Genomic DNA, 25,090 nt, shown 5'->3' with positions numbered 1-25,090 from the left:
TAGCGCGAATAGATATTTATAAATGAACTTAATGAATGTAGTTTTTTTCAAAAAACTATTTTACAAATTTTAAATCTGTGGGTGTGTGTTGTAGAAAATAAAAATACTTTTTATTACTAAATCAACATATAGTAAAATTATAAAAATTTTTTTGATATTTAGTGTTATGCTGTTTATTTAATACTAAAAACAACTCCAAGTAGTTGATTATAGTGCTGTAATTTTTTTAGTAATTCTTGAAACGTTTCTAGATGCATTCGCTTTTTTGATAATGCCAGTTTTTGCGACCTTCATCAATTCGGAATTCAACTTAGGTAAGAATTTTAAAGCTTCAGCTTTTTTCTTTTCTTCAATTAAAAGGTTCATTTTTTTTATAGCATTTCTGTATTTGCTCTTACGAGCCTTGTTTACAAGGGTTTGAGTAGCAATCTTTCTAATTCTTTTAATTGCTGATTTTGTGTTAGCCATAAGCGCAGTTGTATAGCTCGAGAATTTATACTGGTCAATAGAATAATTTCTTATTTTTGACAAATATTACAAAAAAAAGTTGATCTATTACAGATAAATATTTTCTTTATTTTGCCACCACATTTATATCTTAAACATTTTAGATTTTCTCTTTGATAAACTTTAAATTCTTTTTGAAAATTACCATTTTTTCCTGAGGTATTTTTAAAATCACGAATGCTTGAACCACCTTTTTGAATTGCTTTATTGAGCACACTTTTTGAATAGAAAATAATTTTTTGGCAATCTTTTTTTGATAGTTTCATCGCATGCTTTGTTGGATTAATTTTACTTAAAAATAGAATTTCACTAGCATAAATATTACCTATACCAGATACAAATTTTTGATCTATTAAAAAACTTTTAATGTCTTTCCTTTTGTTAAAAAAGTATTTTAACAAATAATTTAAATTAAAATTTTTAAAGAATGGTTCTGGTCCCAAATGACTAAATCTATTTAAAAGATCTTGCTTGTTGTTTATAAATATAAAAAAACCGAATCTTCTAGGATCATTATAAATAATCTTTAAATCTTTAAATTGTATTTCAATATGATTATGTTTTTTTGGCAAATTTGAAGAATTGTAAAAACTAACATTGGTAAATTTAGTAAAATTTTTTTTTTTTATTAAATGAATAGTTCCTGACATTCCTAAATGAATTAAACAAAATGAGCCATCAGAAAAGCTTAAAATTAGATATTTGGAAAATCTAGTAACTTTTTTGATTATCTTATTTTGTAACAATTCTTCAAATTTTAGAGGAATTTTAAACCTTAAATTTCTGTTTTTAATTATTACTTTTTTGATTTTTTTTTTATGTATTTTTTTAGCTAATGATTGTCTAACTATTTCTACTTCTGGTAATTCTGGCATTTAATACTATATTATCAATAAATAATAAATTTAACATGCAACAATATCTACAAAATAAAAAAGGGCTAGTCCAAAGTGTCTTTAATAATGTCTATGATAAATATGATTTAATGAATGATTTCATGTCACTAGGTGTTCATAGAATTTGGAAAAGAGATTTAATGAATTGGATGAATCCTTCTGAAGAAAAAGTTTTAATTGACGTTGCTTGTGGAACTGGCGATTTAGGTAAGCTCTTTTTAGACTTAACTAAAAAAAATGGTAAAATTTTTTGCGTAGATCCTAATAAAGGAATGATTAGTAAGGGCAAAGCAAAGTTAACATCTTATAACAATATTAATTGGGTGATTGCTCCTGCAGAAAAATTACCAATTAAAGATAATTCTTGCGACTACTATAGCATTAGCTTTGGTTTACGTAACACTAAAGATATTAATAAAGCTCTTTCAGAAGCATATAGAGTTTTAAAACCTGGTGGTCGCTACTTATGTCTAGAATTTTCTAAAATACAAAACTCAAATTTAGACTTTATTTATAAAAATTATTCAAAGCTTATTCCTTTAATTGGCAAAATGGTTGTAGGTAAAAAAGAACCTTATGAATATTTAGTAAAAAGCATTAAAGAGTTTATTAATCAAGAAGAGCTGATCAATTTAATGAAAATTAATAAATTTGAAAATTGTAGTTACAGAAACTTATCTGGTGGAATGGTATCTATACATTCTGGTTGGAAAGTTTAATGATTAAAAAACTAATAACATTATTTAAATTAGGAAGGAAACTAGCTAAATCTGATATTCTTAACATTGTTTCTAAATTTAAAAAGCCACCTCTAGCTATTAAAATTTTATTTCAAATACTTTCATTTTCTTTTACGGATCAAAAAAAAATTAATTTTGATATTACAGAAGGTGAAAGACTATCCAAATCCTTACAATCAATGGGAACAACATTCATTAAATTAGGACAATTTTTAGTTACAAGGCCTGATATAATTGGTGACGAATTAGCTAAACAATTAGAAGGCTTACAAGATAGACTTCCTGCTTTTTCCTTATCTGAAGCAAAGACAATCATTAACAAAGATTTAGGAGAGGAAACTTTCAATACAATAATAGATTTAAGTGAGCCTGTGGCTGCTGCTTCAATAGCTCAAGTTCATAAAGCTAAAATAAATGACAATGGAACAATAAAAGATGTGGCAATTAAAATCTTAAGACCTGATATTAAAAAAACATTTAATGAAGAAATAGATGCGTTGATGCTTTTTGCTTTTATTATTGAATCATTTATTAAAAAAACCAAAAGATTAAAATTAATTGAAGTTGTTTTTTTACTTAAAGAAATAACCAATCTCGAAATGGACTTAAGATTCGAAGCTGCTGCTGCAAATGAATACGCAGAAAATACAAAAAATGATGCGGGTTTTAGAGTTCCTCTTATCTATTGGAATTTTACAAGTGAAAATGTAATGACACTTGATTGGGTAGATGGTGTTTCTATTCGGGAAACTGAAGATTTACAAAAAAGAAATATTGATACTAAAAGAATTGCCTCTGATATTATTCAACATTTTCTAAGACATGCTGTTAGGGATGGGTTTTTTCACGCAGATATGCATCAAGGAAATATATTTATTGATAATAATGGACAAATTGTGCCAATAGACTTTGGTATTATGGGTAGACTGGACAACCTCAGTAAAAGATTTTTAGCAGAGATTTTATTTGGCTTTATTCAGAGAGATTATAAGAAAGTTGCTGAAGTTCACTTGGTTGCTGGCCTTGTGCCTAAAGATGTGCCAGTTAATGATCTTGCCCAAGCGTTACGCTCAATTGGTGAGCCAATTTTTGGTCAATCTGTTAAGGACATTTCCGGAGGAAAGTTATTAAAACAACTTTTTGATGTTACTGAAAAATTTAATATGCAAACTCAACCTCAATTATTAATGTTGCAAAAAACTATGGTTGTTGTTGAGGGAGTTGCAAGAAAGCTTAATCCTAATACCAATATATGGGAAACGTCCAAACCAGTTTTAGAAAGTTGGTTAAGAGAAACTAAAGACCCAATTAATACTTTAAATGAAGGCTTAAAAAGTACTACTGAAGTAATTAAAAGATTGCCTGATTTTCCAGAGATTATGGATAAAGCTAATCAAGCACTTACATTTTTAGCAAGTGGGCAAATACCTCATAATTCAAACTCCTACACAGCCCTAAATGAAAAGAAATCTGAAATGATTGCGTTTAGAAACCAATCTATTGTTGGTTTATTATTGCTTGTAATCTTTGGTCTATTAGTATTTTAATTTGCCCCATGAATAATTTATCTCAGAAAAAAATACTTTTGATTATATGTGGAGGTATATCTGCATACAAGAGTTTAGAACTTATTAGATTGTTAAAAAAACAAGATGTTGAAGTTAAAACCATACTCACCAAAAGTGCAAAAGAATTTGTAACCCCCTTATCAGTGGCCTCACTTTCTCAAGGAAAAGTTTATGATGATTTATTCAATGCTGAAAATGAAGCTGAAATGGACCATATATCACTCTCTAGATGGGCAGATGTAATTCTTGTTGTTCCTGCTACTGCAAATACTATTTCCAAATTAAGCGGTGGATCTTCAGATGATTTAGCGTCAACAGTAATTCTTGCATCTGACAAAGATATTTTTTTGACACCCGCTATGAATGTTAGAATGTGGGAGCACCCTTCAACTAAACAAAATCTAGATAAATTAAAGTCTTATGGATATAAAATAATTGGCCCTGAAATTGGAGATATGGCATGTGGAGAATTTGGTGAAGGAAAAATGACTGAACCAAAAGATATTTTTCAAACAATTGAGACATACTTTGGTGAATTACATAAAAATCAAAAATTAAAAGCTCTAGTAACTGCAGGACCAACTAATGAGTATATTGATCCCGTTAGGTTTATAACAAATAAATCTTCTGGAAAACAAGGGTATGCTTTGGCGAAATCCTTGGCAAAAAGAGGATTTCAAACAACTCTAATTTCTGGACCTACAAACCTACAAATAGATAATAATATAAATTTAATTAAAGTTGAAACAGCAGATGAAATGTTTAAAGCAACACAAGAAAATTTACCTGCCGATGTAGCAATTTTTTCTGCTGCCATTGCTGACTTTAAAGTAAAAGAAAAAAAAAATGAAAAGATAAAGAAACAAGAATATTTACATTTAGAACTTGAAAAAAATGTTGATATCTTAAATTATGTATCAAAACATAACTCTCTAAGACCAAAATTAGTTATTGGATTTGCAGCTGAGACAAATAACATTCAAGAGAATGCTGAAAAAAAATTAATAGAAAAAAATTGTGATTGGATAATAGCAAATGATGTATCTAATAATTCTATTGGATTTGACTCTGATTTTAATGAAGTTTCAATTTTTTATAAAGATAAAAAAATAAAAAATGAAAAACTTATTATGAAAGAAAAATCTAAAATCTCAGAAGAAATAACAGATAGAGTTGTTAAACAATTAAATTAAAATTTAATGGCAAGAGTATTGATCAAAAAATTAAACCCAGATGTAGAACTTCCAGCTTATAAAACGAGTGGCGCTTCTGGTATGGACTTAATGGCTTTTACAGAAGAACCAATTACGATTGAACCCAATAGCTCATATTTAGTGCCTACAGGGCTTTCTATGGCATTTACAGAAGATTATGAGGTACAAATACGTCCTCGTTCAGGTCTTGCTGCAAAAAAAGGTATAACTGTTTTAAATACACCAGGAACAATTGATAGTGACTATCGAGGTGAAATTAAAATTATTCTTTTTAATCACGGAAAAGAAAGTTTTATAATTAATAACAAGGATAGAGTAGCACAGATGATCTTAACACCAGTTATTAAAATGGAATTAGAAGAAACAGATAGTTTGCCAGATACATTCAGAGGTGATGGTGGATTTGGTTCAACTGGCAAATGAAGCGTCAACTGAATAAAAAAATAATTGAAAGATTTTCAAGACAAATAGTACTTAAAGATATTGGTATTTTAGGTCAAAAAAAAATTTTATCATCTAAAGTTTTAATTATTGGTGCTGGTGGTCTTGGGTCTCCAGTTGCAGAATTTCTTTCAAGAGCTGGAATTGGAAAATTAGGTATTGTTGATGATGATAAAGTAAGTCTATCTAATTTACATAGACAAAGTCTTTACAACTCATCAGATATTGGGAAATTTAAAGTCAAAATAGCTAAAAATAAAATTAAAAGAATAAATCAAAACACAAATGTTAAAACTTATAAGATCAGATTAAATAGTAAAAATTTTAAGAAGATCATAGATGACTATGATTATATAGTTGATGGATCAGACAATTTTACAACAAAATTTTTGTTAAATGATTTTTGCCTAAAATTTAAAAAAATTCTTATAACTGGTGCTATTAGTAAATTTGATGGGCATATATTTACCTTTGACTTTAAAAATAAAAAAAATCCTTGTTTAAAATGTTTTTTTCAAGAATCTGAGATTTCAGATGATCTTTTAAATTGTGAGTCAGAAGGTATTCTTGGGACTGTTGCTGGAATTGTAGGAACTATTCAAGCAAATGAAATATTAAAAAAGATATTGAATATTGGAACAGGACTTGATGGGTATATTTTTATTTTAAACTTACTTCATTTAAACTTTAGAAAAGTTAAATTAAAAAAAAGAAAAAACTGTATTTGTAGATGACAAAAAAAATAACTATGTGGTTTTTATGTTTATTCCTTTTAGGAGTGAATTTACTAAGTGCTGAAGAAAAATTTTTGTCTTTAAAAAAAAATAAAACAAATGTTAGATACGGACCGGGTCTAGACTATCCAATTAAATACATTTATAGAAAAATTAATTTACCCGTAAAACAAATAGATAAAAAAGAGAATTGGAGAAGAGTTTTATTTTTAGATAACAACAGTGGCTGGATACATTGGAGTCAGTTAAAGCAATCGAATTCTGTTATTACAATCGAGAGAAAACTTTTATTTAAAAAACCATCAAAATTTTCTGAACCACTTGCAAAATTAGAGAAGGGGAGACTGTTGGTTATAAAAAAATGTGAAGAACAATGGTGTAGTGTAACAACTGATAAGTACACTGGTTGGGTTAAAATTAGAAATACCTGGGGATCTACTAAATAAAATCTTTTGATAATGCTTTAATATTAGCTTCAGTTAATTTTGTAGTATGTGCGTATTCTTTATGATTAATCCCAAGTTCAATATTTAAATCTATTAATTTAAATTTAGAAATTTGATCATCATTCAATTTAAAATGAATAAATTGTACTGATGATGCTTTTCCATCTGCTGATGTTCTATCAACATCTGCTTCCGGTACAGCACTCACAAATTCATCATCAATTTTCATAAATATTTTTTCTTCAATACCACCAACTTTTCCTAAAAATGCAGCTCTAGAAATTGGATTATCAATTTCAAACATTAAAGTTGCAATAAGTTCTTTGCCATTTGGTACTAGAGGGTTGTATGCTACTAATTCATCTTGTAATTGTTCATCGCCTCCTTTTTCTATGTGTAACATTTCTTGAACTTGTGCAAGCATGGTTTCAAAACTTTCAAAATAAAAAGTTGCATAAGGGCCCAGAGCTATTCGTCTGTCTTTTTTAAATTCGACAAGTTCTTTTCTAGTTTGTCTTCTAGTTTTTGAATAAATATCTGAAGGAATTAAATCTTCTTTTTCTATTAGTCTTTTTTTTTTGCTCATAATTATAATTTATAACTTTTGGCCATTAATTCGATAGGATGTAGTGCCTCATCACTAGCTATATTTGTATCTTTCTCTAATTGTTTTAAATGTTTACCTGCTAACGGACAATCTGAAGCCATATATTTATTGTTTTTATTTTTAATTTGTCTTGCTGTTGGTGTTCCAACTTTTACAGCTAAATCGTGAGTTTCCTTCATCACACCAAAAGTTCCCCCATGACCAGCACATCTCTCAACAACATCCATTTTTATATTAGGGATAAATTTAAGCATATCTCTAGATTTAATACCCATGTTTTGTGCTCTTGCATGACATGCGTTGTGAACTGTAACTCCACCATCAATTTCTTGTAAACCTTCTGCTAGGCCCTCGTTTTGTGCTATATCAACGATATATTGATCTATATCACTAACGTTTTTTGAAAGTCTTTTAATATTTTCATCGCTTGGTAATAGTAAAGGCCATTCAAATTTTAACATTAGACCACAACTGGCTGTTAAAGTAATAATTTGATAACCCTTATCTACCCACTTAAGTAAATCTTTGGAAACTTTCTTTGCTTGCTCTACCACTTTTGGTAAATCTGCTTGTTCAAGATACGGCATTCCACAACATCCCGGATAAGCTTCTTGAACCTCTACTCCATTTTTCTTTAAAACTTTTAATGCAGCTACGCCTGTATCTTTTTTATTAAAATTAACAAAGCATGTTGAATAAATTACAACTTTTCTATCTTTTGATGGGGCTTTGCTATTTGTCAGAATATTATTTTTTTTAAAATAATTTGTAAATGTTTCTGAATTATAAGTGGGAAGTTTAACTCTCATATCAATTCCAGCGATTAATTCTAATATTTTTCTAAAGAATTTATTTTTAATGCTTGATGCCCAGTTTATTAGTGATGATAGCATTACACCAATTTTTGCATTTCTATCTGTTTTAGCTAATTGAGCTGGAACAACTGATAATTTATTTAATTTTTTTTGAGCTGTTCTATATCTCAACATTAAATGAGGAAAATCTAAATCAAAATCATGCGGTGGAACATAAGGACACTTAGTCATAAAACACATGTCGCATAAAGTACAAGCATCTACTACAGGTTCAAATTGTTCACTTTTTAAACTTTCTACATCCTCATTTTCTGACTCATCTATCATGTCAAATAATTTTGGAAACGAGTCACATAAATTAAAACATCTTCTACATCCATGACAGATGTCAAATGCTCTTCTCATTTCGTCATCTAATTTTTTGGGGTCTAAAAAATCAGGATGCTCAAAATTTATTGGGTGCCTAATGGGTGCATCTATACTGCCTTCTTTGCTCATATTTAAAATTTTAGGATTTAATAGTGGGGAAGAACCCCACTATAAATTAAGTCTTATTTACGCAATAGATTCTAGTGTTTTTTGGAATTTACCTGCGTGTGATTTTTCAGCTTTTGCTAAAGTTTCAAACCAATCAGCAATTTCTGAAAAGCCTTCTTCTCTAGCTGTTTTTGCCATACCTGGATACATGTCTGTATACTCATGTGTTTCACCTTGTACCGCTGAAGCTAAATTCGCTTTAGTCTCACCAATCGGTAATCCTGTAGCTGGGTCTCCGACTTCTTCAAGATACTCAAGGTGTCCATGTGCATGACCTGTTTCACCTTCAGCTGTAGATCTAAATACAGATGCTACATCGTTATAACCTTCAATATCTGCTTTTTGAGCAAAATATAAATAACGTCTGTTTGCTTGGCTCTCACCTGCAAATGCATCTTTTAAGTTTTCTTCTGTTTTACTACCTTTTAATGACATATTTTTCTCCTTAATGATTATGAGATATATATAATCATTCTAAACTGTAAGTCAACAGTTTAGAATTGTTTTAATGTAAATGTTAAGTGATTGAAAATATTGAATTAATTTTGATTTTGATTATCACTCGCAACTTTAATCAATACTTCTACAGATTTTATTTTTTTTCCAGTAATATTTTTTTTAACATTTATAGAATCAATATCATCACTGCTACAATCAATTAACTCACTTGTATCTTCATCAAAAAAATGGTGGTGTTCAGTAACGTTTGTATCAAAATAACTTTTATCACTGTTAATTGAAATTTCTTTTAAATAACCCTTTTTTTTAAAAGCATGAACAGTATTATAAACTGTAGCTAAAGAAATTTTTTCACTTAGCTTCTCTTGAATAATTTTAGTTAAATCATTTATTGTAAAATGAAACGTCTTTTCAGGTGAAAAAAGCACTTCACAAATCTTTAGCCTTTGTCTTGTTGGTCTTAAACCTGATTTTCGCAATTTTTCTTTAAAAATGTTTAAATTATTCATTTTTGTTTATAATAGTTCTAAACTATTTCTATATTATAATCTCAATAAATCAAGTATTAAGGGTATTTAAAATTATGAAAAAAAACTCCTTCACGTATGATGATCTTATAAGCTGTGGAAATGGCGAACTTTTTGGTCCAGGAAACGCAAAATTACCTCTTCCACCAATGCTTATGTTTGATAGGATTACAGAAATTAATGAAGCCGGTGGAGCTTTTAGTAAAGGTGTTATAAAAGCTGAACTAGATATCAAAGATAGCCTCTGGTTTTTTGACTGTCATTTTAAAGAAGATCCAGTCATGCCAGGATGCCTTGGCTTGGATGCTATGTGGCAGTTAGTTGGGTTTTACCTTGGATGGCTTGGTAATCCCGGTAAAGGTAGAGCTTTAGGTGTAAGCACAGTAAAGTTTACAGGTGAAGTTTTAAAAAGTGTAAAAAAAGCGACTTATATAATTGATATGAAAAAGATTATGTCTCCTGGTGGAACTTCAGTTGGTTTAGCAAATGGTCTATTATATGCGGATGATAAAAAAATATATTCTGCAGAAAATTTAAAAGTGGGGTTATTTAAATAATGAGAAGAGTGGTAGTTACAGGATTAGGTGTAGTTTCTTGTTTAGGAAACAATCAGGAAGAGGTTTATCAATCTCTCTTAAATTCAAAATCAGGAATTTCTTTTCATGAAGAATATAAAGAGCATAATTTAAGAAGTCATATTCACGGTAAACCAAATATAAATCTTCAAGACCATGTTGATAGAAAAACCATTAGATTTATGGGTTCTGGGTCTGCATATAATTATATAGCAATGAAAGAAGCTATCAAAGATTCTGGGCTAGAAGAAAAAGACGTTAGCAATTTTAAAACCGGGATAGTAATGGGTTCTGGCGGACCTTCAATTGAAAATGTAGTTTTGTCAGTTGATAAAACAAGAGCTAAAACTCCAAAGTTAATGGGACCATTTATAGTTCCAAGAACTATGGCTAGTACTTCTTCTGCAACACTTGCTGTACCTTTTAAAATTAAAGGTGTAAACTATACAATGAGTTCAGCTTGCGCAACTAGCGGACACTGTATTGGTCATGGAAGTGAATTAATTCAAATGGGTAAACAAGATGTTGTTTTTGCAGGTGGTAGTGAAGAATTGCACTGGGCAATGACAGCAATGTTTGATGCAATGACTGCATTGTCTTCAAAATACAATGATGCACCCGAGACTGCTTCAAGAGCGTATGATAAAACTAGAGATGGCTTTGTAATAGCTGGTGGTGGTGGAGTTTTGGTGCTTGAAGAGTATGAACGCGCAAAAGCAAGAGGTGCAAACATATATGCTGAATTAACAGGCTATGGCGCGACTTCTGATGGGTATGATATGGTAGCTCCATCTGGCGAAGGCGCTGTAAGATGTATGAAGATGGCTTTATCGACTGCTAAAAACAAAATTGATTACTTAAACACTCACGGAACATCAACTCCAGTTGGAGATATAACAGAACTTAGAGGTGTTGGAGAAGCATTTGGTACTGAGGTACCAAAAATTAGTTCTACTAAATCTCTTTCAGGTCACCCACTGGGTGCTGCTTCAGTTCATGAAGCAATTTATAGTTTAATCATGATGAAAAATAGTTTCATCACAGCTTCAGCTAACGTCAATGACATGGATGATGAAGCAAAAAAATTTCCAATCGTTACTAAAACTGAAACAGATGTTAAATTAAACTCTGTTATGTCTAACAGCTTTGGTTTTGGTGGAACAAATGCAACTTTAATTTTTGAAAAGGTCTAAATGAGTTTAATGAAAGGTAAAAAAGGATTAATCATGGGCGTTGCCAATGAAAGATCTATCGCTTGGGGTATCTCACAAAAGTTAGCAGAAGCTGGAGCAGAACTTGCATTCACTTATCTTGGTGATGCATTAAAGAAAAGAGTAATTCCTTTAGCTGAAAAATTAAATTCAAAAGCAACATTTAGTTGTGATGTTGAAAATAAAGACGAAGTAATAAAATTATTTGAAGATATTGAGTCTCAGTGGGGTCAAATTGATTTTGTGGTTCACGCAGTTGCTTTTTCAGATAAATCAGAACTAGTTGGCGAATATTTAAACACAACAAGAAAAAATTTTTTAAGAAGTATGTTAATCTCTTGCTTTTCATTTACGGAGGTTGCTAAAGAAGCATCTAAAATAATGAAAGAAGGTGGTAGCATGTTAACTTTAACTTACGAATCTACTAAAGCTATTCCAAATTATAATGTAATGGGTGTTTGTAAGTCTGCTCTTGAAGCAAGTGTTAAATACTTAGCTAGAGATTTGGGTGCTAAAGGCATGAGAGTAAATGCCATTAGTGCAGGGCCAATTAAAACATTGGCAGCTTCTGCTATTGGTGATGCAAAGTTCTTATATAAATGGAATGAAGATCATTCTTTCCTTAAGAGAAACGTAGATATCCATGATGTTGGAAATTCAGCACTATATCTACTAAGCGACCTTGCAAGCGGTGTTACTGGTGAGATTCACTACGTAGATGCTGGATATAACAAGGTTGGAATGCCAGATCCTAAAAATATTAGCTAAAAATCAATAAAATCAACATTTTTAAGAAAAGTGCCACTATTAGATAAAAATAAAGTCGATAAATAGGGGCAATTAAACCCCTATTTCTAATTCAAATTATTCAGCAGCTTGTTTCATAGAAAGTTTAACTTTACCTCTATCGAAACCAATCACTTTAACTTTTACTTCGTCACCTTCTTTTACAACATCGGTAACTTTTTCTACTCTTTTAGGAGCAAGTTCTGAGATGTGAACAAGACCATCTTGTTTACCTAAGAAGTTAACAAATGCACCAAACTCCATAATTTTCATTACTTTGCCTGAATAAATTTTATTTAGTTCAGCTTTTGCAGTGATATCTTTAATAAACTGCATAGCGATGTTTCTAGATTCTTCATCTGGAGCAGCAACTGTTACAACCCCTTCATCATTCACATCAACTTTTGCACCTGATTTTTCAACAATCTCTCTGATAGTTGCTCCACCCTTTCCAATCACAGCAGCGATATCTTTTTTATCAACCGTTATTTGTTCCATTTTTGGAGTGTGTTGTCCAACATCTGCTCTTGATTCACTTAAGGCTTTATTCATTTCACCTAAGATATGAACTCTTCCTTCTTTAGCCTGATTTAAAGCCTGCTCCATGATTTCAAAAGTAATACCAGTAATTTTGATATCCATTTGAAGTGAAGTAATTCCATTTTTAGTTCCAGCAACTTTAAAGTCCATGTCTCCTAAGTGATCTTCATCACCTAGAATATCTGATAGGACACTGAAATCATCGCCTTCTTTAATTAAACCCATTGCAATACCTGCAACTGGCTCTTTAATTGGAACGCCAGCGTCCATTAACGCAAGAGATGCTCCACAAACAGTAGCCATTGAAGAGGAACCGTTAGATTCTGTAATCTCTGATACTATTCTAAAAGTGTATGGAAAAGCTTCTTTTGAAGGAAGTGAAGAATTGATTGCTCTCCATGCTAATTTTCCATGACCAACTTCACGTCTTCCAGTTCCAATTCTTCCCGTTTCACCAACTGAAAAAGGAGGAAAGTTGTAATGAAGCATAAATCTTTCTCTGGACTGTCCATCTAGACTTTCTATTCTTTGTTCATCATCAGAAGTACCTAAAGTAGTGACTACAATCGCTTGCGTTTCCCCTCTAGTAAATAATGCTGAACCATGAGTTCTTGGTAAAACACCAACTTCACACTCAATAGCTCTTACATCAGCTAAACCTCTACCATCAATTCTTTTTTTATTTTTAAGAATATCTGTTCTAACAATTTTCTTTTCAAGATTTTTTAACTCATCATTAATATTAAAATCAGAATAATTTTCATTGTCTGCAAAAAGCTGCTTGGCTTTTTCAGATATTTCTGAAATTTGATTTGATCTATCTTGCTTATCTATAGTTCCAAAAGCTTTAGTTAAATCATTAGTAAATTCACTCTCAAGTTTTTTCTTAACTTCAGATAAATCTTTCTTTTCAACAGTCCACTCTGGCTTTCTACATTCTTTAGCTAGCTCCTCAATCATTTTGATTACTGGGACAAAGCCTTCATGGCCAAATTTAACTGCAGCTAACATTATTTCTTCAGATAACCCTTTTGTTTCAGATTCAACCATAAGCACTGCATCTTTAGTACCTGCTACAACTAAATCTAAACTTGAGTTTTCTAATTCAGCTTTTGATGGGTTAAGAATGTACTTGCCATCAATATAACCTACTCTAGATGCTCCTACAGGGCCCATAAATGGCATACCTGAGATAGCTAATGCTGCTGATGATGCAGTGATTGCTAAAATGTCAGGTTGATTTTCTTTATCATATGAAATTACTGTTGGTAACAACTGAACCTCATTTTTAAATTCACTAGGAAACAAAGGTCTAATAGGTCTGTCAATTAATCTTGATATTAATTGTTCACTTTCAGTTGGTCTTGCTTCTCTTTTAAAAAATCCACCTGGAATTTTACCACCTGCATAATATTTTTCTTGATAGTTTACTGATAGCGGAAAATAATCCATATCTGGATTTACTTTCTTCGCTCCTACTACTGTTGCTAAAATAACTGTTTCACCACATGAAGCGATGATTGCTCCGTCTGCCTGTCTTGCTACTTTACCTGTTTCTAAGCTTATTTTTTTTCCTGCTACTTCAATTTCCTTCTTATATACTTTGAACATCTAATTTCCGTTTCCTTCTATCTATTTTCTTAAATTTAATTGTGTTAATACATTTTTGTAAGAATCAAATTTATTTTTCTTTAAATATTCTAACAATTTTTTTCTTCTATTTACTGCTCTTAACAATCCAACCGAAGAGTGTTTATCTTTTTTGAATTGTTTAATGTGTGCTGAAAGAGTTTCAATTTTTCCTGTTAATAATGCAATTTGTACTTCTGAAGAACCGGTGTCCTTCTCATGCATTTTTAATTCTTCTGCTTTTTTCGTCATACTATTTATTTTCCTATTTGTTTGTTTGTTTAATTAAATTTTCTATTTTTTCTGCGTATTCAAACGAGTCGTCCTTAGCAAAAAGTATCTTTGGTATATATTTCATAATCACTTTTTGGGATAAGACTTTTCTAATTAAAAAAGAATATTCTCTTAATTTTTTAACAACCTTCTCTGTATCCTTTCCTCCTAGAGGCAATACATATGCTTTTGCAATTTTAAGATCTTGGCTCATTTTTACTTCTGTAACTGTTACTGTATTAGTTTCTAAATTTGGCACTTTAGCCTCATTTCTTGCAAAAATCATACCTAAAGATTGCTTAATCATCTCTCCAACACGCAATTGTCTTTGTGATACAGGTTTACCTATTCTATCTGTCATTATACAGTTCTTTCTGTTGAGGTGGTACTATAAGCTTCAATTACATCATTTTTTTGAAAATCAATAAAGTCTTTAAGTGTTATCCCACACTCTTGTCCGTTACTAACCTGTTTAGCCTGATCTTTTTCTCTGAAGATTGTACTAATCTTACCTGTGTAGATAATTGCTCCATCTCTAATTACTCTAGCATTAGCGCCACTAGCTATTTCACCTTCTGTAACTTTAGAACCAGCAACTTTTCCTGTTCCTGAAACTTTAAAAATCTCTAAAATTTGAGCTATGCCATTGATTTTTTCTTGAACATCAGGAGCTAAAAGACCTGACATTCTCAACTTGATATAATCTAAAACCTCATAAATAATATTGTATGAAGAAATTTTAATCTTTTCATTTTCAGCTAATTTTTTTGCTTCTTTGCTTGGTTTAACATTAAATGCGATTAGAACAGCGCTAGATGCTTTTGCTAATGTCACGTCTGTTTCTGTCACCATTCCAATATCTGATAAAATAATCTTAGGTTTAACCTCAGCATGTGTAATTTGATTTATAGCACTTTTAATTGCTTCAGCAGATCCATGTACATCAGACTTAACAATAATATTTAATTCTACAGCTGACTTATCTGCAAAAGCAGAATCTTGAGTTGCAAACGCTAAAGGATTTCCTCCTGCTTTGACTTCTTCTGCCCTGTTCTCGCTTAATGTTTTTGCTTCTTTTTCAGAATCAAGAACAATAAAATCATCTCCTGATTTTGCTGCACCATTAATTCCCAAAATTTCTACAGGCGATGATGGTGGTGCTTCATTAATATTTTTTCCTTTATCATTAATTAAAGCTCTTACTTTTCCCCATTTTAGTCCACTTACAAAAAAATCACCTTTTTTGATTGTTCCAGATGTAACTACAACAGTTGCCACAGCTCCTCTACCAACATCAATTTTTGACTCTAAAACAATACCTGTTGCCTTTGATTCAAAATCAGTTTTTAAATCTAAAATTTCAGCTTGTAAAACTATTGACTCTACTAATTTTTCTAAATTTTTTTTGGTTTTTGCAGAAATTTCAACCATCAAAGTATCTCCTGATAAATCTTCTGCAATAAGTTCGTATTCTAAAAGCTGATTTTTAATTTTTTGAGGATCTGCTTCTGGTAGATCACATTTATTTATTGCAACTACAATTGGAACATTTGCGGCTTTTGCATGTTTTATAGATTCTATAGTTTGTGGTTTTACGCCATCATCTGCTGCAACAACTAAGACAACAACATCTGTTAATTTTGATCCTCTTGCTCTCATCTCAGTAAATGCTGCATGACCAGGAGTATCTATAAAAGTTATCTTATGTGACTCATGTTCTATTTGATATGCTCCAATGTGTTGTGTTATACCGCCAAACTCTCCTGAGACAACATTTGCACTTCTTAAAACATCTAATACTGAAGTTTTTCCATGATCTACATGCCCCATTACAGTTACAATTGGTGGTCTATTTTTTAAATTTTCAGATCTAGATTCTTTTATTTTTTGAATAATTTCTTCGGCTTTAGTCTCTCTTATAGGATTATGACCAAATTCTTTTACTAAATATTCAGCAGTATCAGCTGCTAGTGTTTGATTAATAGTAACTGTTACTCCCATACCAAATAAGTGTTTTATAACATTACTTGATTGTTCAGCCATTCTATTGGCAAGCTCTCTTACTGTAATAGCTTCAGGGATATTAACGTCTCTTTTCACAGGTTTTAAACTTTCTTGAATTTCTTCTTTGGTAAGTTCTCTGTTTTCTTTTAATTTTGCTCTTTTAAGTGATGCCATGCTTCTAGACCTTGCTTCAATCTCGTCACTTAAAGCTCTTGAAACTGTTAGTTTTAATTCTCTTTTTTTTGTATCAGGCTTACCTTTTTCTCCTGAGTCACCTTTAAGTCTTCTTGTTGCCCTTTGTTCAGCTAATTTACGTTTTTCATAATCATTAGTTATCGGTGAAGACGGTTTAGAAGCAAAACTTCCAGTAGCACTTACTACTGGTTTTGATCTCACGCTTGCTGATCTACCAAGGTTAACTCTAGGAGCAAATTTGCTCGGTTTTTTTTCAATTATAACTGAGTTTTTATTTTGAGTTTTTGCTAACTCTATATTCTCTATCGATTTCTTGGCTATGCCAGAGAGTGTTAATTTTGTTTTTTTGTTGTCCATATTTCATTACTCAATCTTTATAAATTATGTTTCTCGCGGACATAATTAGCTCATCTGCTTCAGTTTTTGATAAAGCAAAATCTTCTAGATATCCTTGAATTTTAATTCTTTCGCCTTTTATAACATCATAACCACCTGTAAGTTCATCTGAAGCAAGATCAGCAAAATCTTCTAATTTTAATATTTTTTGCTCACCCAAAGTAACCAGCATGCCTGGCGTTAAACCTTTGTGATTTATTAGATCGTCTTGCAATCCTAAATCTTTAATTCTTTGAGTAATATCTTCCTGATCTTTTTGATAAAACTCTTTTGCTCTTTCTATTAAAGCTTTAGCAGTATCTTCTTCTATACCCTCAATTTTCATGAGGTTTTCTGGCGTACTATCTTTAATATCTGAAATAGAAGAGAAGCCTTCCGCAACAAGCAATTGTCCTAATGTTTCATCTAGTTCTAAATTTTTTACAAAATTTTCTGTTTTTTCTTTAAATTCTAGCTGTCTTCGTTCTGAGTCTTCTGCATCAGTCATTATGTTTATTTCATAATTTAATAATTTTGTAGCAAGTCTAACATTTTGACCTCTACGACCAATTGCTTTACTTAAATTTTCTTCAGTTAAAATTACATCTAATTTCTTAGCTACACTATCAACATTAACTCTTTGAACTTCAGCTGGTGATAGTGCGTTTGAGACTACTATTGCTGGATCTTCAGACCAATTTACAATATCAATTTTTTCTCCCTGCAATTCATTAACAACTGCTTGAACTCTTGATCCCCTCATTCCAACGCAAGCTCCTACTGGGTCTAACGAGGTATCAACTGCACTAACACAAATTTTAGCTCTACTTCCTGGATCTCTTGCAGATGATTTGATTTCAATTAATCCATCGTAAATTTCTGGAACTTCTTGAATAAATAATTGTTCCATAAATTTTGGATGGGCTCTAGATAAAAATATCTGTTGTCCTCTAGTTTCTCTTTTCACATCATAACAGTAAGCTTTAACTCTATCTCCTGCTTTAATATTTTCTCTTGGAATCATCTCATTTTTTTGGATAATTGCCTCTGTTCTACCCAAATCAACTATTACATTTCCAAATTCTAAACGTTTAACAATTCCACTTAAAATTGAATCTTTTTTATCTATAAAATCATTATACTGTCTTTCACGCTCAGCTTCTCTTACATTAAAACTAATAACTTGTTTTGCTGTTTGAGCTGCAATTCTACCAAAATCAAATGAGGGTAGAGGTTGCAAAATTTCATCACCAATTTTTTTATCTTTATTTTCTTCATTTAAAATAACTGCATCTTGAAGATTAATTTCTGTATTTGTATTTTCAGGCTTTTCAACAACAATCAGCTTCCTAAATATTCCAATATCTCCATTTTCTCTATTTATTAAAACTTTGATTTCATTATCCTGTCCAAATTTAGACTTAGCAGCTTTTGCAATTCCTGTTTCCATGGAATCAATAATTAATTCTTTATCTATAGATTTTTCTAAAGCTACAGCTTCAGCAATTCTTAATAATTCTAGTTTATCTGACCTTCTATTTAACATATTTTTATCTGCTCCAAAAAAAAATGGGCTGAAGCCCATCTTGTAATTTCAATAATGTAAGGGCAATATATAAAGAATTTTTTTTTATTCAATAGGAACTATTTAGAAAAAATACCCTTTTTATCTGTCTTTTCCCATGAAAATGACCCATCAGCTTCTGACACTCTTCCAAAGTGACCATAAGCAGCTGTTTTCTCGTAAATTGGTTTATTTAAACCCAACATTTCTCTAATTCCTCTTGGGCTTAAATCAAAATTTTTTGTAATTTTTTCTGAAATGAATTTATTTTTTTCCAAATCATTATCAAATAAATCTACATAAATTGATAAAGGTTTAGAAACTCCAATTGCATAAGCTAATTGAATTAAACATTTTTCAGAAATATTGGAAGCGACAATATTTTTTGCAATATATCTTGCTGCATAAGCTGCTGATCTATCTACTTTAGTTGGATCCTTACCAGAAAAAGCTCCACCTCCATGGGGTGCTGCTCCGCCGTAGGTATCAACAATAATTTTTCTACCTGTTAAACCACAATCTCCATCTGGTCCTCCAATTACAAAGTTACCAGTTGGGTTTACATAAAATTCTTTTTCATCAAAATCTTTTAAAAATTTTTCTGGAATAGATTTTAACATATAGGGCGTTAGCAATTCTCTTACCTTAGCTTGATCTACATCTGCAGAGTGTTGTGATGATATAACAACTGACTTAACTTTAGTTGGTTTGCCGTCAATGTATTCAAAAGTAACTTGGCTTTTTGAATCTGGTTCTATATTTTTTAATACTCCAGACTTTCTATCTTCTGCCATAAGTCTTAAAATCTTATGTGAATAATGTATTGGTGCTGGCATCAACTCTTCTGTTTCATTACATGCATATCCAAACATTATTCCTTGGTCCCCAGCTCCTTCATCTTTACTACCAGCAGAGTCAACACCCATCGCTATATCTGCAGATTGTGAATGAAGATGACTTTCTATCTTTGTCGCTTCTCTCCATGTAAAACCATCTTGGTCATAACCAATATCTTTGATACAATTTCTCACTTTTTGTATAAGATCTTCTTTTTTAATCTCAGGACCTCTGACTTCTCCAGCTAGTACAACTTTATTTGTTGTGGTTAGTGTCTCGCATGCAACTCTAGAAAAAGGATCTCCAGCAAGATAACTATCTACTACCATATCTGAAATACGATCTGATACCTTGTCAGGATGTCCTTCTGAAACCGACTCACTGGTGAATAAAAAATTTTTTAAATTACTCATGATTAGTTCTATTAAATGAAAAAATAAAAAAAATATATATTAAAATTAACATTAAAAACGTTTTATTCCCAAACATCATAAAAGGTGTCGATTTAACTAGTCTAATTTCAGATAGGTCCACATATCCTTTTGATCCAAACTCCACTTTTTGCTCGACAGCTCCTGTTGGATTAATAATAGCTGAAATTCCATTGTTTGAAGATCTAATTATATATTTGCCACTTTCCACAGATCTAAATATACTATGTGCAAAGTGTTGCTTCGGCCCTATAGAATTACCAAACCAACCATCTTCTGAAATATTAATTATATAATTAAAATTATCATCTTTAGATAATTTACCAGAATAAATTATTTCGTAACAAATTAAAGGAAGTAAATTTAAATCAATTTTTTTATTTTTTATATTAAGTGGAGTTCTGGTTTCTCCTTTAGAAAAAGATTGATAACTATTAGTTATAGTTTTTAGGCCAATTAAGCCAAGAATACTTTCAAAAGGAATAAATTCTCCAAATGGTACCAGATTAACTTTATTGTAGCTTGAGATAATATCTAAATTATTATTAAATACAGCCATTGAATTAAAAAATAAATTTTTTTGATCTTTTTTTTCTAAACTATTTAAGCCTACAATTATTAAATCATCTTCTCCAAAATGTTTTAAAAATAAGTCTCTATAAATACTCATTTCTCTTAGGGAGCTGTCTGGAATAATTCCTTCTGGCCACAGAAAAATTGTAGGTTCTTCATTTTCTGTCTCACTTAGATTTATAAGTTCATTAATTATTTTTGACTCATCTTGTTTTGAATAAAATCTATCAAGACTAATATTTGATGATATTGCTCTAATTGTATATGGGTTTTTTATACTTTTTAAGGAATCAAAAATATCATTTTTGATATTACCAAATATAAAAAATACAGCAGATAATAAAATAAAAGAAAAACAAACTATGATTTCTTTTGTAGAATTTCTTAAAATAAATAATCCAGGAATAGTAAATAACGAAATACAAATTAAATTAAATGAATAGGTTCCTACAATAGAAAGGATTTGAATGAAATTAATACTATTTGAAAAACTAAATGAGATCAAATTCCAAGGAAAACCTGTAAGTATTGATCCTCTCATAAATTCAATTATGCCAAATAGTATTGAAAAAATAAAAAAAGAACTAGTTACATTTTTTGAATAAAAGATTGAAAAAAAATACGTAATTAAACCGTAAAATATTCCAAGAAAAGCAGGTAATAAGATTAAAGCAATTGGGATTAAAAATTTAAAGCTTTGATCAAAAGTTAATGAAATTGCCACCCAGTATAAACTAAATAAAAAATATCCAAATCCAAAACACCATCCATATTGAAAAAAAAATTTACTCCTAAGTGATCTTTTTTTTTTATTAAAAATAAAAATAAAAAATAAAGAAAAAGTAATAAAATTTATAAAAAAAAAATTATATGGTGGGAGACTGTAAGAACTTATTGCTCCTAAAAAAATAATATATAAATAGTTATAAAATTCTTTTTTAAACAAGTTTTGCAATCTTTGTTTTAACAGCTTTATAAATTTTTTCTTCTTTGGTTAGCATCATTTTAAAATCTTTTAATTTGATATGATCATTACCTAATAAATGAAGAAAACCATGAATAAATATCTTAATTACTTTATTTTTAAAGTCTAGATCGTTTATAATCTTTGGTTTGTTCATAAACTGATAGCTAATAATAATATCTCCAATATAAGGCGATTTTTTTATATTAAATTTTTTCACAGAAGGAAAAGATAAAACGTCTGTTGCTTTATTCTTTTTTCTAAATTTTTTATTTAATTTTTTAATATTTTTATTATTTGAAAGTAAAATTGATAAACTTACTTTTTTTTTCGTAAATCTGTATTTTTTAGGAAAATTTTTCACCAAAGTATTAAAAAAAATATTAGGTTTTTTAATCTTTTTATCCCAGAGTTTACATTCTGAAACTACATTAACATTAATCATTTTCTTGATCAGAGTACGCTTTTACAATCTTAGAAACTAAAGGGTGTCTAACAACATCGGAATGATCAAAATCTAATACTGAGATTTCTTTTAAATGCCCTAATAACTTTTTAGATCTATTTAATCCGGACATGTTTTTATGGGGTAAATCAATCTGTGATGGATCACCATTTATAACAATTTTTGAATTTTCTCCGATACGTGTTAAAAACATTTTAATTTGTGTATCTGTTGCATTTTGTGCCTCATCTAAAATTGCAAAAGAGTTTTTGAGAGTTCTACCCCTCATAAACGCCAAAGGTGCTATTTCAATGTCGCCAATCTCAATCATTCTTTGAATTTTTTCAAAGTCAAAAAGGTCATATAAAGAGTCATATAAAGGTCTTAAATAAGGGTCTACTTTTTCTTTCATGTCTCCAGGCAAAAAACCTAATCTTTCACCAGCTTCTACTGCTGGCCTTGATAAAATAATTCTTTCAATTTTTTTATCAAGTAACAATGTTAAGCCGACTGCAACAGCCAAAAATGTTTTACCAGTTCCGGCTGGACCTGCCGATATAACAATGTCACTTTCTCTTAATGCTCTAACATATTCTTTTTGTTTTTCTGATCTTGGAATAACTGATTTCTTAGGAGTTTTAATTATATCTGAAATATTTTTATTCTTTACTTTTTCTTCAATCATAAATTTATCTACTGAAGAGATTATATCTTTTTTTTCTATACTACCATTGTTTATAAACTGATTAGCAAGAAACTGTATAGCATTTTTTGCAATTTCATTTTTTTCTGGTGTTGATTTTATTAAAATAGAATTACCCCTAGAGTAAAGACCTGTTTTGGTAATTTTTTCTAACTCTTTTAAATTTTCATTAAATTCACCAACAACGCCCATTAACAAGTCATTGTCTTGAAATATAACACTTAAAGAATTATTATTAGAATAGACAAATTTAAGAGTAGAATTGATTTTTTTCGAGGATATGTTATTCAATTTTTAAGCTACTTTTTTTTTATAATTCTCTTTTATTATACCAAACAAACTATTTTGATTGCTACTTTTTATCTCTAACTTTATAATTTTTCCTATATAATCAAAACTGCCATCAAAAATTACTGGTGTCATATATTCTGTTCTGCCAAATAGTTTAATTCCATCTTTCATTTGATTTTCAACTAGAACTTTAAGAATCTTGCCCTCTAATGATTTATTTTTATTTAACTGATTTTCAAATAATTTTTTTTGAATTTTTTCTAATCTCTCTTTTGATTTTTTCTTATCAACTAATTCATGACCGGCTGCTACTGTGCCTGGTCTTGGACTAAAAATAAATGAATAGGAGTTGGTAAATTTTACCTTTTCAATTAATTTTATTGTCTGACTAAAATCATCATCGTTTTCTTCTGGATAACCAACAATAAAATCACTTGAAAACTCTATATTTGGATTAATTTTTTTTAATTTTTCATAAATTAACAAATATTCTTCAATTGTATGCTTTCTATTCATTAGTTTTAAAATTTTGTTTGATCCACTCTGCACTGGTAGATGGACTAATGGCATTAACTTTATTGATTTTTTATATACATTTATCAAGTCATCTGTCATGTCTTTGGGGTGAGATGTTGTATATCTAATTCTTTCAAGTTCACTAAAATTTTCTAATTCAATTAATATGTCAGATAACCTAAATTTTCTATTTTCATCCCTATAACTATATGCATTAACATTTTGTCCTAAAAGAATAATTTCTTTAGCTCCACTTTGAACTATTTCTTTAGCCTCATTTATAATCTGATTAAAAGGTCTAGAATATTCTGGTCCACGAGTATATGGAACAACACAAAAATGACAAAATTTATCACACCCTTCTTGAATTGTTAAAAAGGAGGATACTTTGCTATCTTGATTTTTGATCTTGCTTAAATAATTAAATTTTGAAATTGTATCAAATTCAGTTTCTTCTTCTTTTTTCTTCTTTTTTATATATCTTTCTATTGTTTCATTAATTTTGTGATATGATTGAGGTCCAATAATAATATCTATGTAAGGCTCTCTCTTTAATATTTCTTGATTTTCTGCTTGTGCAACACACCCAGCCACAATCACAATAGGTTTTTTTTTAGATCTAAAAATTTTTTTTACTCTTCCAATTTCGTGATAAACTTTTTCTTTTGCCTTATCTCTAATGTGGCAGGTATTTAAAATATAACAATTTGCATCCTCATATTTATCTGTTTTTTCGAAACCTATTTTTTTCACTGTATCAAATATACGATTAGAATCGTATTCATTCATTTGACAACCAAAAGTTTTAATAAATATTTTTTTTAACATTAAGTTAGGGTTTTTTTTTAACCCCATATAATTCTAATTTATGATCTACTAAACGATAACCATATTTATCTGCAATTTTTTCTTGCAGTTTTTCAATCTCTTCATCAACAAACTCTATGATCTCTCCAGATTTAACGTCTATTAAGTGATCATGATGACCCTCGTTTAATTCTTCATATCTTGCTTTTCCACCCTTAAACTCATGTTTTGTCAAAATTCCAGACTCTTCAAATAGTTTTACAGTTCTATAAACTGTTGCAATACTAATCTTTGTATCAATTTTTGAAACTCTATTGTAAAGCTCATCTACATCTGGATGATCGTTAGACTCTGACATAATTTTTGCAATAATTTTTCTCTGATCTGTAAGTTTTACACCTTTGGCTAAACACTTTTGTTCAATATTTTCTGACATAGTTAATTTTAACTTAAATAAATAGGATTAATCAAATTCTTTTTAACTTTATATTTTTCACATAACTTGGGTACATCTACATATTCAATAACTGAAAAATCTTTAAAATCAGCAAAACTAAAGCAATAATAGTCAATATTTTTTGTTAGAAACAATGCTTTAATGGTTGATAGTGAATTTCTAATACCTGCAAAGCTACCTGGGCCTCTATTAACATAAATAGCATCTATGTGATCTAAAGAACTTTTGTTACTCTTCAAAAAATCACTGATTAAAAGCATTAACTTTTCAAAATTAATTTTACTATTCTCATGACTACAAGTATAAATATTTTTACCAACAATGAATGTTAAAATAATTTTATCTCTAGCGGCATCTATTATTAGATTATTCATTATTATATTATTATTTATTTGCAATTCTAAAGCAGAAGAGAAGAATATC

Annotated in this window: 27 protein-coding genes; 9 read left to right on the top strand and 18 right to left on the bottom strand. The window is 29.9% G+C overall.

Annotated features, from left to right (window positions below):
• Positions 1-207: 207 nt before the first annotated feature.
• Both rpsT and mutM read right to left on the bottom strand, forming a co-directional pair.
• Complete coding sequence (gene rpsT, locus ABXT56_RS07085) at positions 208-468, bottom strand: 30S ribosomal protein S20 (RefSeq protein ID WP_415300090.1); 261 nt, start codon at positions 466-468, stop codon at positions 208-210.
• A gap of 50 nt (positions 469-518) precedes the next feature.
• Complete coding sequence (mutM, locus tag ABXT56_RS07080; RefSeq protein WP_415300088.1) at positions 519-1,382, bottom strand: bifunctional DNA-formamidopyrimidine glycosylase/DNA-(apurinic or apyrimidinic site) lyase; 864 nt, start codon at positions 1,380-1,382, stop codon at positions 519-521.
• Positions 1,383-1,417: 35 nt separating this feature from the next.
• On the opposite strand from mutM, the gene ubiE reads away from it, so the two are divergent.
• Genes ubiE through ABXT56_RS07050 form a run of 6 tightly spaced genes read left to right on the top strand, consistent with a single transcriptional unit; the run spans position 1,418 to position 6,546 of the window.
• Complete coding sequence (gene ubiE / locus ABXT56_RS07075; RefSeq protein ID WP_415300087.1) at positions 1,418-2,122, top strand: bifunctional demethylmenaquinone methyltransferase/2-methoxy-6-polyprenyl-1,4-benzoquinol methylase UbiE; 705 nt, start codon at positions 1,418-1,420, stop codon at positions 2,120-2,122.
• Positions 2,122-3,690 carry a 2-polyprenylphenol 6-hydroxylase gene (gene ubiB, locus ABXT56_RS07070; protein ID WP_415300085.1) on the top strand — a complete coding sequence of 523 codons (1,569 nt, stop codon included), beginning with the start codon at positions 2,122-2,124 and terminating at the stop codon, positions 3,688-3,690. Before ubiE ends, ubiB begins: the two co-directional genes overlap by 1 nt.
• An 8-nt stretch (positions 3,691-3,698) precedes the next feature.
• Entirely contained in the window at positions 3,699-4,904 is a 1,206-nt protein-coding gene (gene coaBC, locus ABXT56_RS07065; RefSeq protein ID WP_415300083.1) for a bifunctional phosphopantothenoylcysteine decarboxylase/phosphopantothenate--cysteine ligase CoaBC, read from the top strand.
• 6 nt (positions 4,905-4,910) lie between these two features.
• Positions 4,911-5,348 (top strand): dUTP diphosphatase, encoded by a 438-nt coding sequence (dut, locus tag ABXT56_RS07060; RefSeq protein WP_415300081.1) that lies wholly within the window; start codon positions 4,911-4,913, stop codon positions 5,346-5,348.
• Positions 5,345-6,100: a HesA/MoeB/ThiF family protein gene (locus ABXT56_RS07055; protein WP_415300079.1), complete on the top strand. Its 756-nt coding sequence runs from the start codon at positions 5,345-5,347 to the stop codon at positions 6,098-6,100. Before dut ends, ABXT56_RS07055 begins: the two co-directional genes overlap by 4 nt.
• Positions 6,097-6,546, top strand: coding sequence for an SH3 domain-containing protein (locus ABXT56_RS07050; RefSeq protein ID WP_415300077.1), 450 nt, complete (start codon positions 6,097-6,099; stop codon positions 6,544-6,546). The genes ABXT56_RS07055 and ABXT56_RS07050 overlap by 4 nt, the downstream gene beginning before the upstream one ends.
• On the opposite strand, the gene ABXT56_RS07045 is transcribed toward ABXT56_RS07050, so the two are convergent.
• From ABXT56_RS07045 to ABXT56_RS07030, 4 genes are all read right to left on the bottom strand, one after another.
• Positions 6,539-7,132, bottom strand: coding sequence for a DUF3501 family protein (locus tag ABXT56_RS07045; protein ID WP_415300075.1), 594 nt, complete (start codon positions 7,130-7,132; stop codon positions 6,539-6,541). The two genes, ABXT56_RS07050 and ABXT56_RS07045, sit on opposite strands and share 8 nt — an antisense overlap.
• 2 nt (positions 7,133-7,134) lie before the next feature.
• Positions 7,135-8,466, bottom strand: coding sequence for a (Fe-S)-binding protein (locus ABXT56_RS07040; RefSeq protein WP_415300073.1), 1,332 nt, complete (start codon positions 8,464-8,466; stop codon positions 7,135-7,137).
• A gap of 57 nt (positions 8,467-8,523) precedes the next feature.
• Positions 8,524-8,940, bottom strand: coding sequence for a rubrerythrin family protein (locus ABXT56_RS07035; RefSeq protein WP_271512302.1), 417 nt, complete (start codon positions 8,938-8,940; stop codon positions 8,524-8,526).
• A 104-nt stretch (positions 8,941-9,044) separates the two neighbouring features.
• Complete coding sequence (locus tag ABXT56_RS07030; RefSeq protein ID WP_415300072.1) at positions 9,045-9,473, bottom strand: Fur family transcriptional regulator; 429 nt, start codon at positions 9,471-9,473, stop codon at positions 9,045-9,047.
• A 74-nt stretch (positions 9,474-9,547) separates the two neighbouring features.
• On the opposite strand from ABXT56_RS07030, the gene fabA reads away from it, so the two are divergent.
• The 3 genes from fabA to ABXT56_RS07015 are packed head-to-tail and all read left to right on the top strand — an operon-like array spanning position 9,548 to position 12,045.
• Positions 9,548-10,048, top strand: coding sequence for a bifunctional 3-hydroxydecanoyl-ACP dehydratase/trans-2-decenoyl-ACP isomerase (gene fabA / locus ABXT56_RS07025; protein WP_415300070.1), 501 nt, complete (start codon positions 9,548-9,550; stop codon positions 10,046-10,048).
• Entirely contained in the window at positions 10,048-11,259 is a 1,212-nt protein-coding gene (gene fabB / locus ABXT56_RS07020) for a beta-ketoacyl-ACP synthase I (protein WP_415300068.1), read from the top strand. The genes fabA and fabB overlap by 1 nt, the downstream gene beginning before the upstream one ends.
• Entirely contained in the window at positions 11,260-12,045 is a 786-nt protein-coding gene (locus ABXT56_RS07015) for an enoyl-ACP reductase (RefSeq protein ID WP_415300067.1), read from the top strand.
• Between the two features lie 96 nt (positions 12,046-12,141).
• On the opposite strand, the gene pnp is transcribed toward ABXT56_RS07015, so the two are convergent.
• From pnp to ABXT56_RS06955, 12 genes are read right to left on the bottom strand one after another with little or no spacing between them, the layout of a single operon-like run.
• Positions 12,142-14,214 (bottom strand): polyribonucleotide nucleotidyltransferase, encoded by a 2,073-nt coding sequence (pnp, locus tag ABXT56_RS07010; RefSeq protein ID WP_415300065.1) that lies wholly within the window; start codon positions 14,212-14,214, stop codon positions 12,142-12,144.
• Between the two features lie 21 nt (positions 14,215-14,235).
• Positions 14,236-14,484, bottom strand: coding sequence for a 30S ribosomal protein S15 (gene rpsO / locus ABXT56_RS07005; protein ID WP_006997516.1), 249 nt, complete (start codon positions 14,482-14,484; stop codon positions 14,236-14,238).
• Positions 14,485-14,497: 13 nt separating this feature from the next.
• Entirely contained in the window at positions 14,498-14,866 is a 369-nt protein-coding gene (gene rbfA, locus ABXT56_RS07000; protein WP_415300063.1) for a 30S ribosome-binding factor RbfA, read from the bottom strand.
• Positions 14,866-17,061 (bottom strand): translation initiation factor IF-2, encoded by a 2,196-nt coding sequence (gene infB, locus ABXT56_RS06995; RefSeq protein ID WP_415300061.1) that lies wholly within the window; start codon positions 17,059-17,061, stop codon positions 14,866-14,868. The genes rbfA and infB overlap by 1 nt, the downstream gene beginning before the upstream one ends.
• A 10-nt stretch (positions 17,062-17,071) precedes the next feature.
• Positions 17,072-18,664: a transcription termination factor NusA gene (gene nusA / locus ABXT56_RS06990; RefSeq protein WP_415300059.1), complete on the bottom strand. Its 1,593-nt coding sequence runs from the start codon at positions 18,662-18,664 to the stop codon at positions 17,072-17,074.
• Positions 18,665-18,723: 59 nt separating this feature from the next.
• Complete coding sequence (gene metK, locus ABXT56_RS06985) at positions 18,724-19,893, bottom strand: methionine adenosyltransferase (RefSeq protein ID WP_415300057.1); 1,170 nt, start codon at positions 19,891-19,893, stop codon at positions 18,724-18,726.
• Positions 19,886-21,430, bottom strand: a complete 1,545-nt coding sequence (gene lnt / locus ABXT56_RS06980) for an apolipoprotein N-acyltransferase (RefSeq protein WP_415301410.1) — start codon at positions 21,428-21,430, stop codon at positions 19,886-19,888. Before lnt ends, metK begins: the two co-directional genes overlap by 8 nt.
• Positions 21,423-21,893, bottom strand: coding sequence for an rRNA maturation RNase YbeY (gene ybeY, locus ABXT56_RS06975; protein ID WP_415300056.1), 471 nt, complete (start codon positions 21,891-21,893; stop codon positions 21,423-21,425). The genes lnt and ybeY overlap by 8 nt, the downstream gene beginning before the upstream one ends.
• Entirely contained in the window at positions 21,886-22,887 is a 1,002-nt protein-coding gene (locus ABXT56_RS06970) for a PhoH family protein (RefSeq protein ID WP_415300054.1), read from the bottom strand. Before ABXT56_RS06970 ends, ybeY begins: the two co-directional genes overlap by 8 nt.
• A 3-nt stretch (positions 22,888-22,890) precedes the next feature.
• Positions 22,891-24,258 carry a tRNA (N6-isopentenyl adenosine(37)-C2)-methylthiotransferase MiaB gene (miaB, locus tag ABXT56_RS06965; RefSeq protein WP_415300052.1) on the bottom strand — a complete coding sequence of 456 codons (1,368 nt, stop codon included), beginning with the start codon at positions 24,256-24,258 and terminating at the stop codon, positions 22,891-22,893.
• Positions 24,236-24,646: a Fur family transcriptional regulator gene (locus ABXT56_RS06960; protein ID WP_415300050.1), complete on the bottom strand. Its 411-nt coding sequence runs from the start codon at positions 24,644-24,646 to the stop codon at positions 24,236-24,238. Before ABXT56_RS06960 ends, miaB begins: the two co-directional genes overlap by 23 nt.
• Before the next feature lie 8 nt (positions 24,647-24,654).
• Positions 24,655-25,041 carry a peptidase M22 gene (locus ABXT56_RS06955; protein WP_415300049.1) on the bottom strand — a complete coding sequence of 129 codons (387 nt, stop codon included), beginning with the start codon at positions 25,039-25,041 and terminating at the stop codon, positions 24,655-24,657.
• Positions 25,042-25,090 lie beyond the last annotated feature (49 nt).

This window comes from Candidatus Pelagibacter sp. Uisw_134_02 (assembly GCF_047720265.1).
Lineage (GTDB): Bacteria > Pseudomonadota > Alphaproteobacteria > Pelagibacterales > Pelagibacteraceae > Pelagibacter.
Note: the sequence above shows the minus strand (reverse complement) of the source record. Positions and strands in the feature narration are given on the sequence as shown.

Coding starts and splice junctions, on each gene's coding strand:
- rpsT (WP_415300090.1), bottom strand. CDS start 468: ATGGCTAACACAAAATCAGCAATTAAAAGAATTAGAAAGATTGCTACT.
- mutM (WP_415300088.1), bottom strand. CDS start 1,382: ATGCCAGAATTACCAGAAGTAGAAATAGTTAGACAATCATTAGCTAAA.
- ubiE (WP_415300087.1), top strand. CDS start 1,418: ATGCAACAATATCTACAAAATAAAAAAGGGCTAGTCCAAAGTGTCTTT.
- ubiB (WP_415300085.1), top strand. CDS start 2,122: ATGATTAAAAAACTAATAACATTATTTAAATTAGGAAGGAAACTAGCT.
- coaBC (WP_415300083.1), top strand. CDS start 3,699: ATGAATAATTTATCTCAGAAAAAAATACTTTTGATTATATGTGGAGGT.
- dut (WP_415300081.1), top strand. CDS start 4,911: ATGGCAAGAGTATTGATCAAAAAATTAAACCCAGATGTAGAACTTCCA.
- ABXT56_RS07055 (WP_415300079.1), top strand. CDS start 5,345: ATGAAGCGTCAACTGAATAAAAAAATAATTGAAAGATTTTCAAGACAA.
- ABXT56_RS07050 (WP_415300077.1), top strand. CDS start 6,097: ATGACAAAAAAAATAACTATGTGGTTTTTATGTTTATTCCTTTTAGGA.
- ABXT56_RS07045 (WP_415300075.1), bottom strand. CDS start 7,132: ATGAGCAAAAAAAAAAGACTAATAGAAAAAGAAGATTTAATTCCTTCA.
- ABXT56_RS07040 (WP_415300073.1), bottom strand. CDS start 8,466: ATGAGCAAAGAAGGCAGTATAGATGCACCCATTAGGCACCCAATAAAT.
- ABXT56_RS07035 (WP_271512302.1), bottom strand. CDS start 8,940: ATGTCATTAAAAGGTAGTAAAACAGAAGAAAACTTAAAAGATGCATTT.
- ABXT56_RS07030 (WP_415300072.1), bottom strand. CDS start 9,473: ATGAATAATTTAAACATTTTTAAAGAAAAATTGCGAAAATCAGGTTTA.
- fabA (WP_415300070.1), top strand. CDS start 9,548: ATGAAAAAAAACTCCTTCACGTATGATGATCTTATAAGCTGTGGAAAT.
- fabB (WP_415300068.1), top strand. CDS start 10,048: ATGAGAAGAGTGGTAGTTACAGGATTAGGTGTAGTTTCTTGTTTAGGA.
- ABXT56_RS07015 (WP_415300067.1), top strand. CDS start 11,260: ATGAGTTTAATGAAAGGTAAAAAAGGATTAATCATGGGCGTTGCCAAT.
- pnp (WP_415300065.1), bottom strand. CDS start 14,214: ATGTTCAAAGTATATAAGAAGGAAATTGAAGTAGCAGGAAAAAAAATA.
- rpsO (WP_006997516.1), bottom strand. CDS start 14,484: ATGACGAAAAAAGCAGAAGAATTAAAAATGCATGAGAAGGACACCGGT.
- rbfA (WP_415300063.1), bottom strand. CDS start 14,866: ATGACAGATAGAATAGGTAAACCTGTATCACAAAGACAATTGCGTGTT.
- infB (WP_415300061.1), bottom strand. CDS start 17,061: ATGGACAACAAAAAAACAAAATTAACACTCTCTGGCATAGCCAAGAAA.
- nusA (WP_415300059.1), bottom strand. CDS start 18,664: ATGGGCTTCAGCCCATTTTTTTTTGGAGCAGATAAAAATATGTTAAAT.
- metK (WP_415300057.1), bottom strand. CDS start 19,893: ATGAGTAATTTAAAAAATTTTTTATTCACCAGTGAGTCGGTTTCAGAA.
- ybeY (WP_415300056.1), bottom strand. CDS start 21,893: ATGATTAATGTTAATGTAGTTTCAGAATGTAAACTCTGGGATAAAAAG.
- miaB (WP_415300052.1), bottom strand. CDS start 24,258: ATGGGGTTAAAAAAAAACCCTAACTTAATGTTAAAAAAAATATTTATT.
- ABXT56_RS06960 (WP_415300050.1), bottom strand. CDS start 24,646: ATGTCAGAAAATATTGAACAAAAGTGTTTAGCCAAAGGTGTAAAACTT.
- ABXT56_RS06955 (WP_415300049.1), bottom strand. CDS start 25,041: ATGAATAATCTAATAATAGATGCCGCTAGAGATAAAATTATTTTAACA.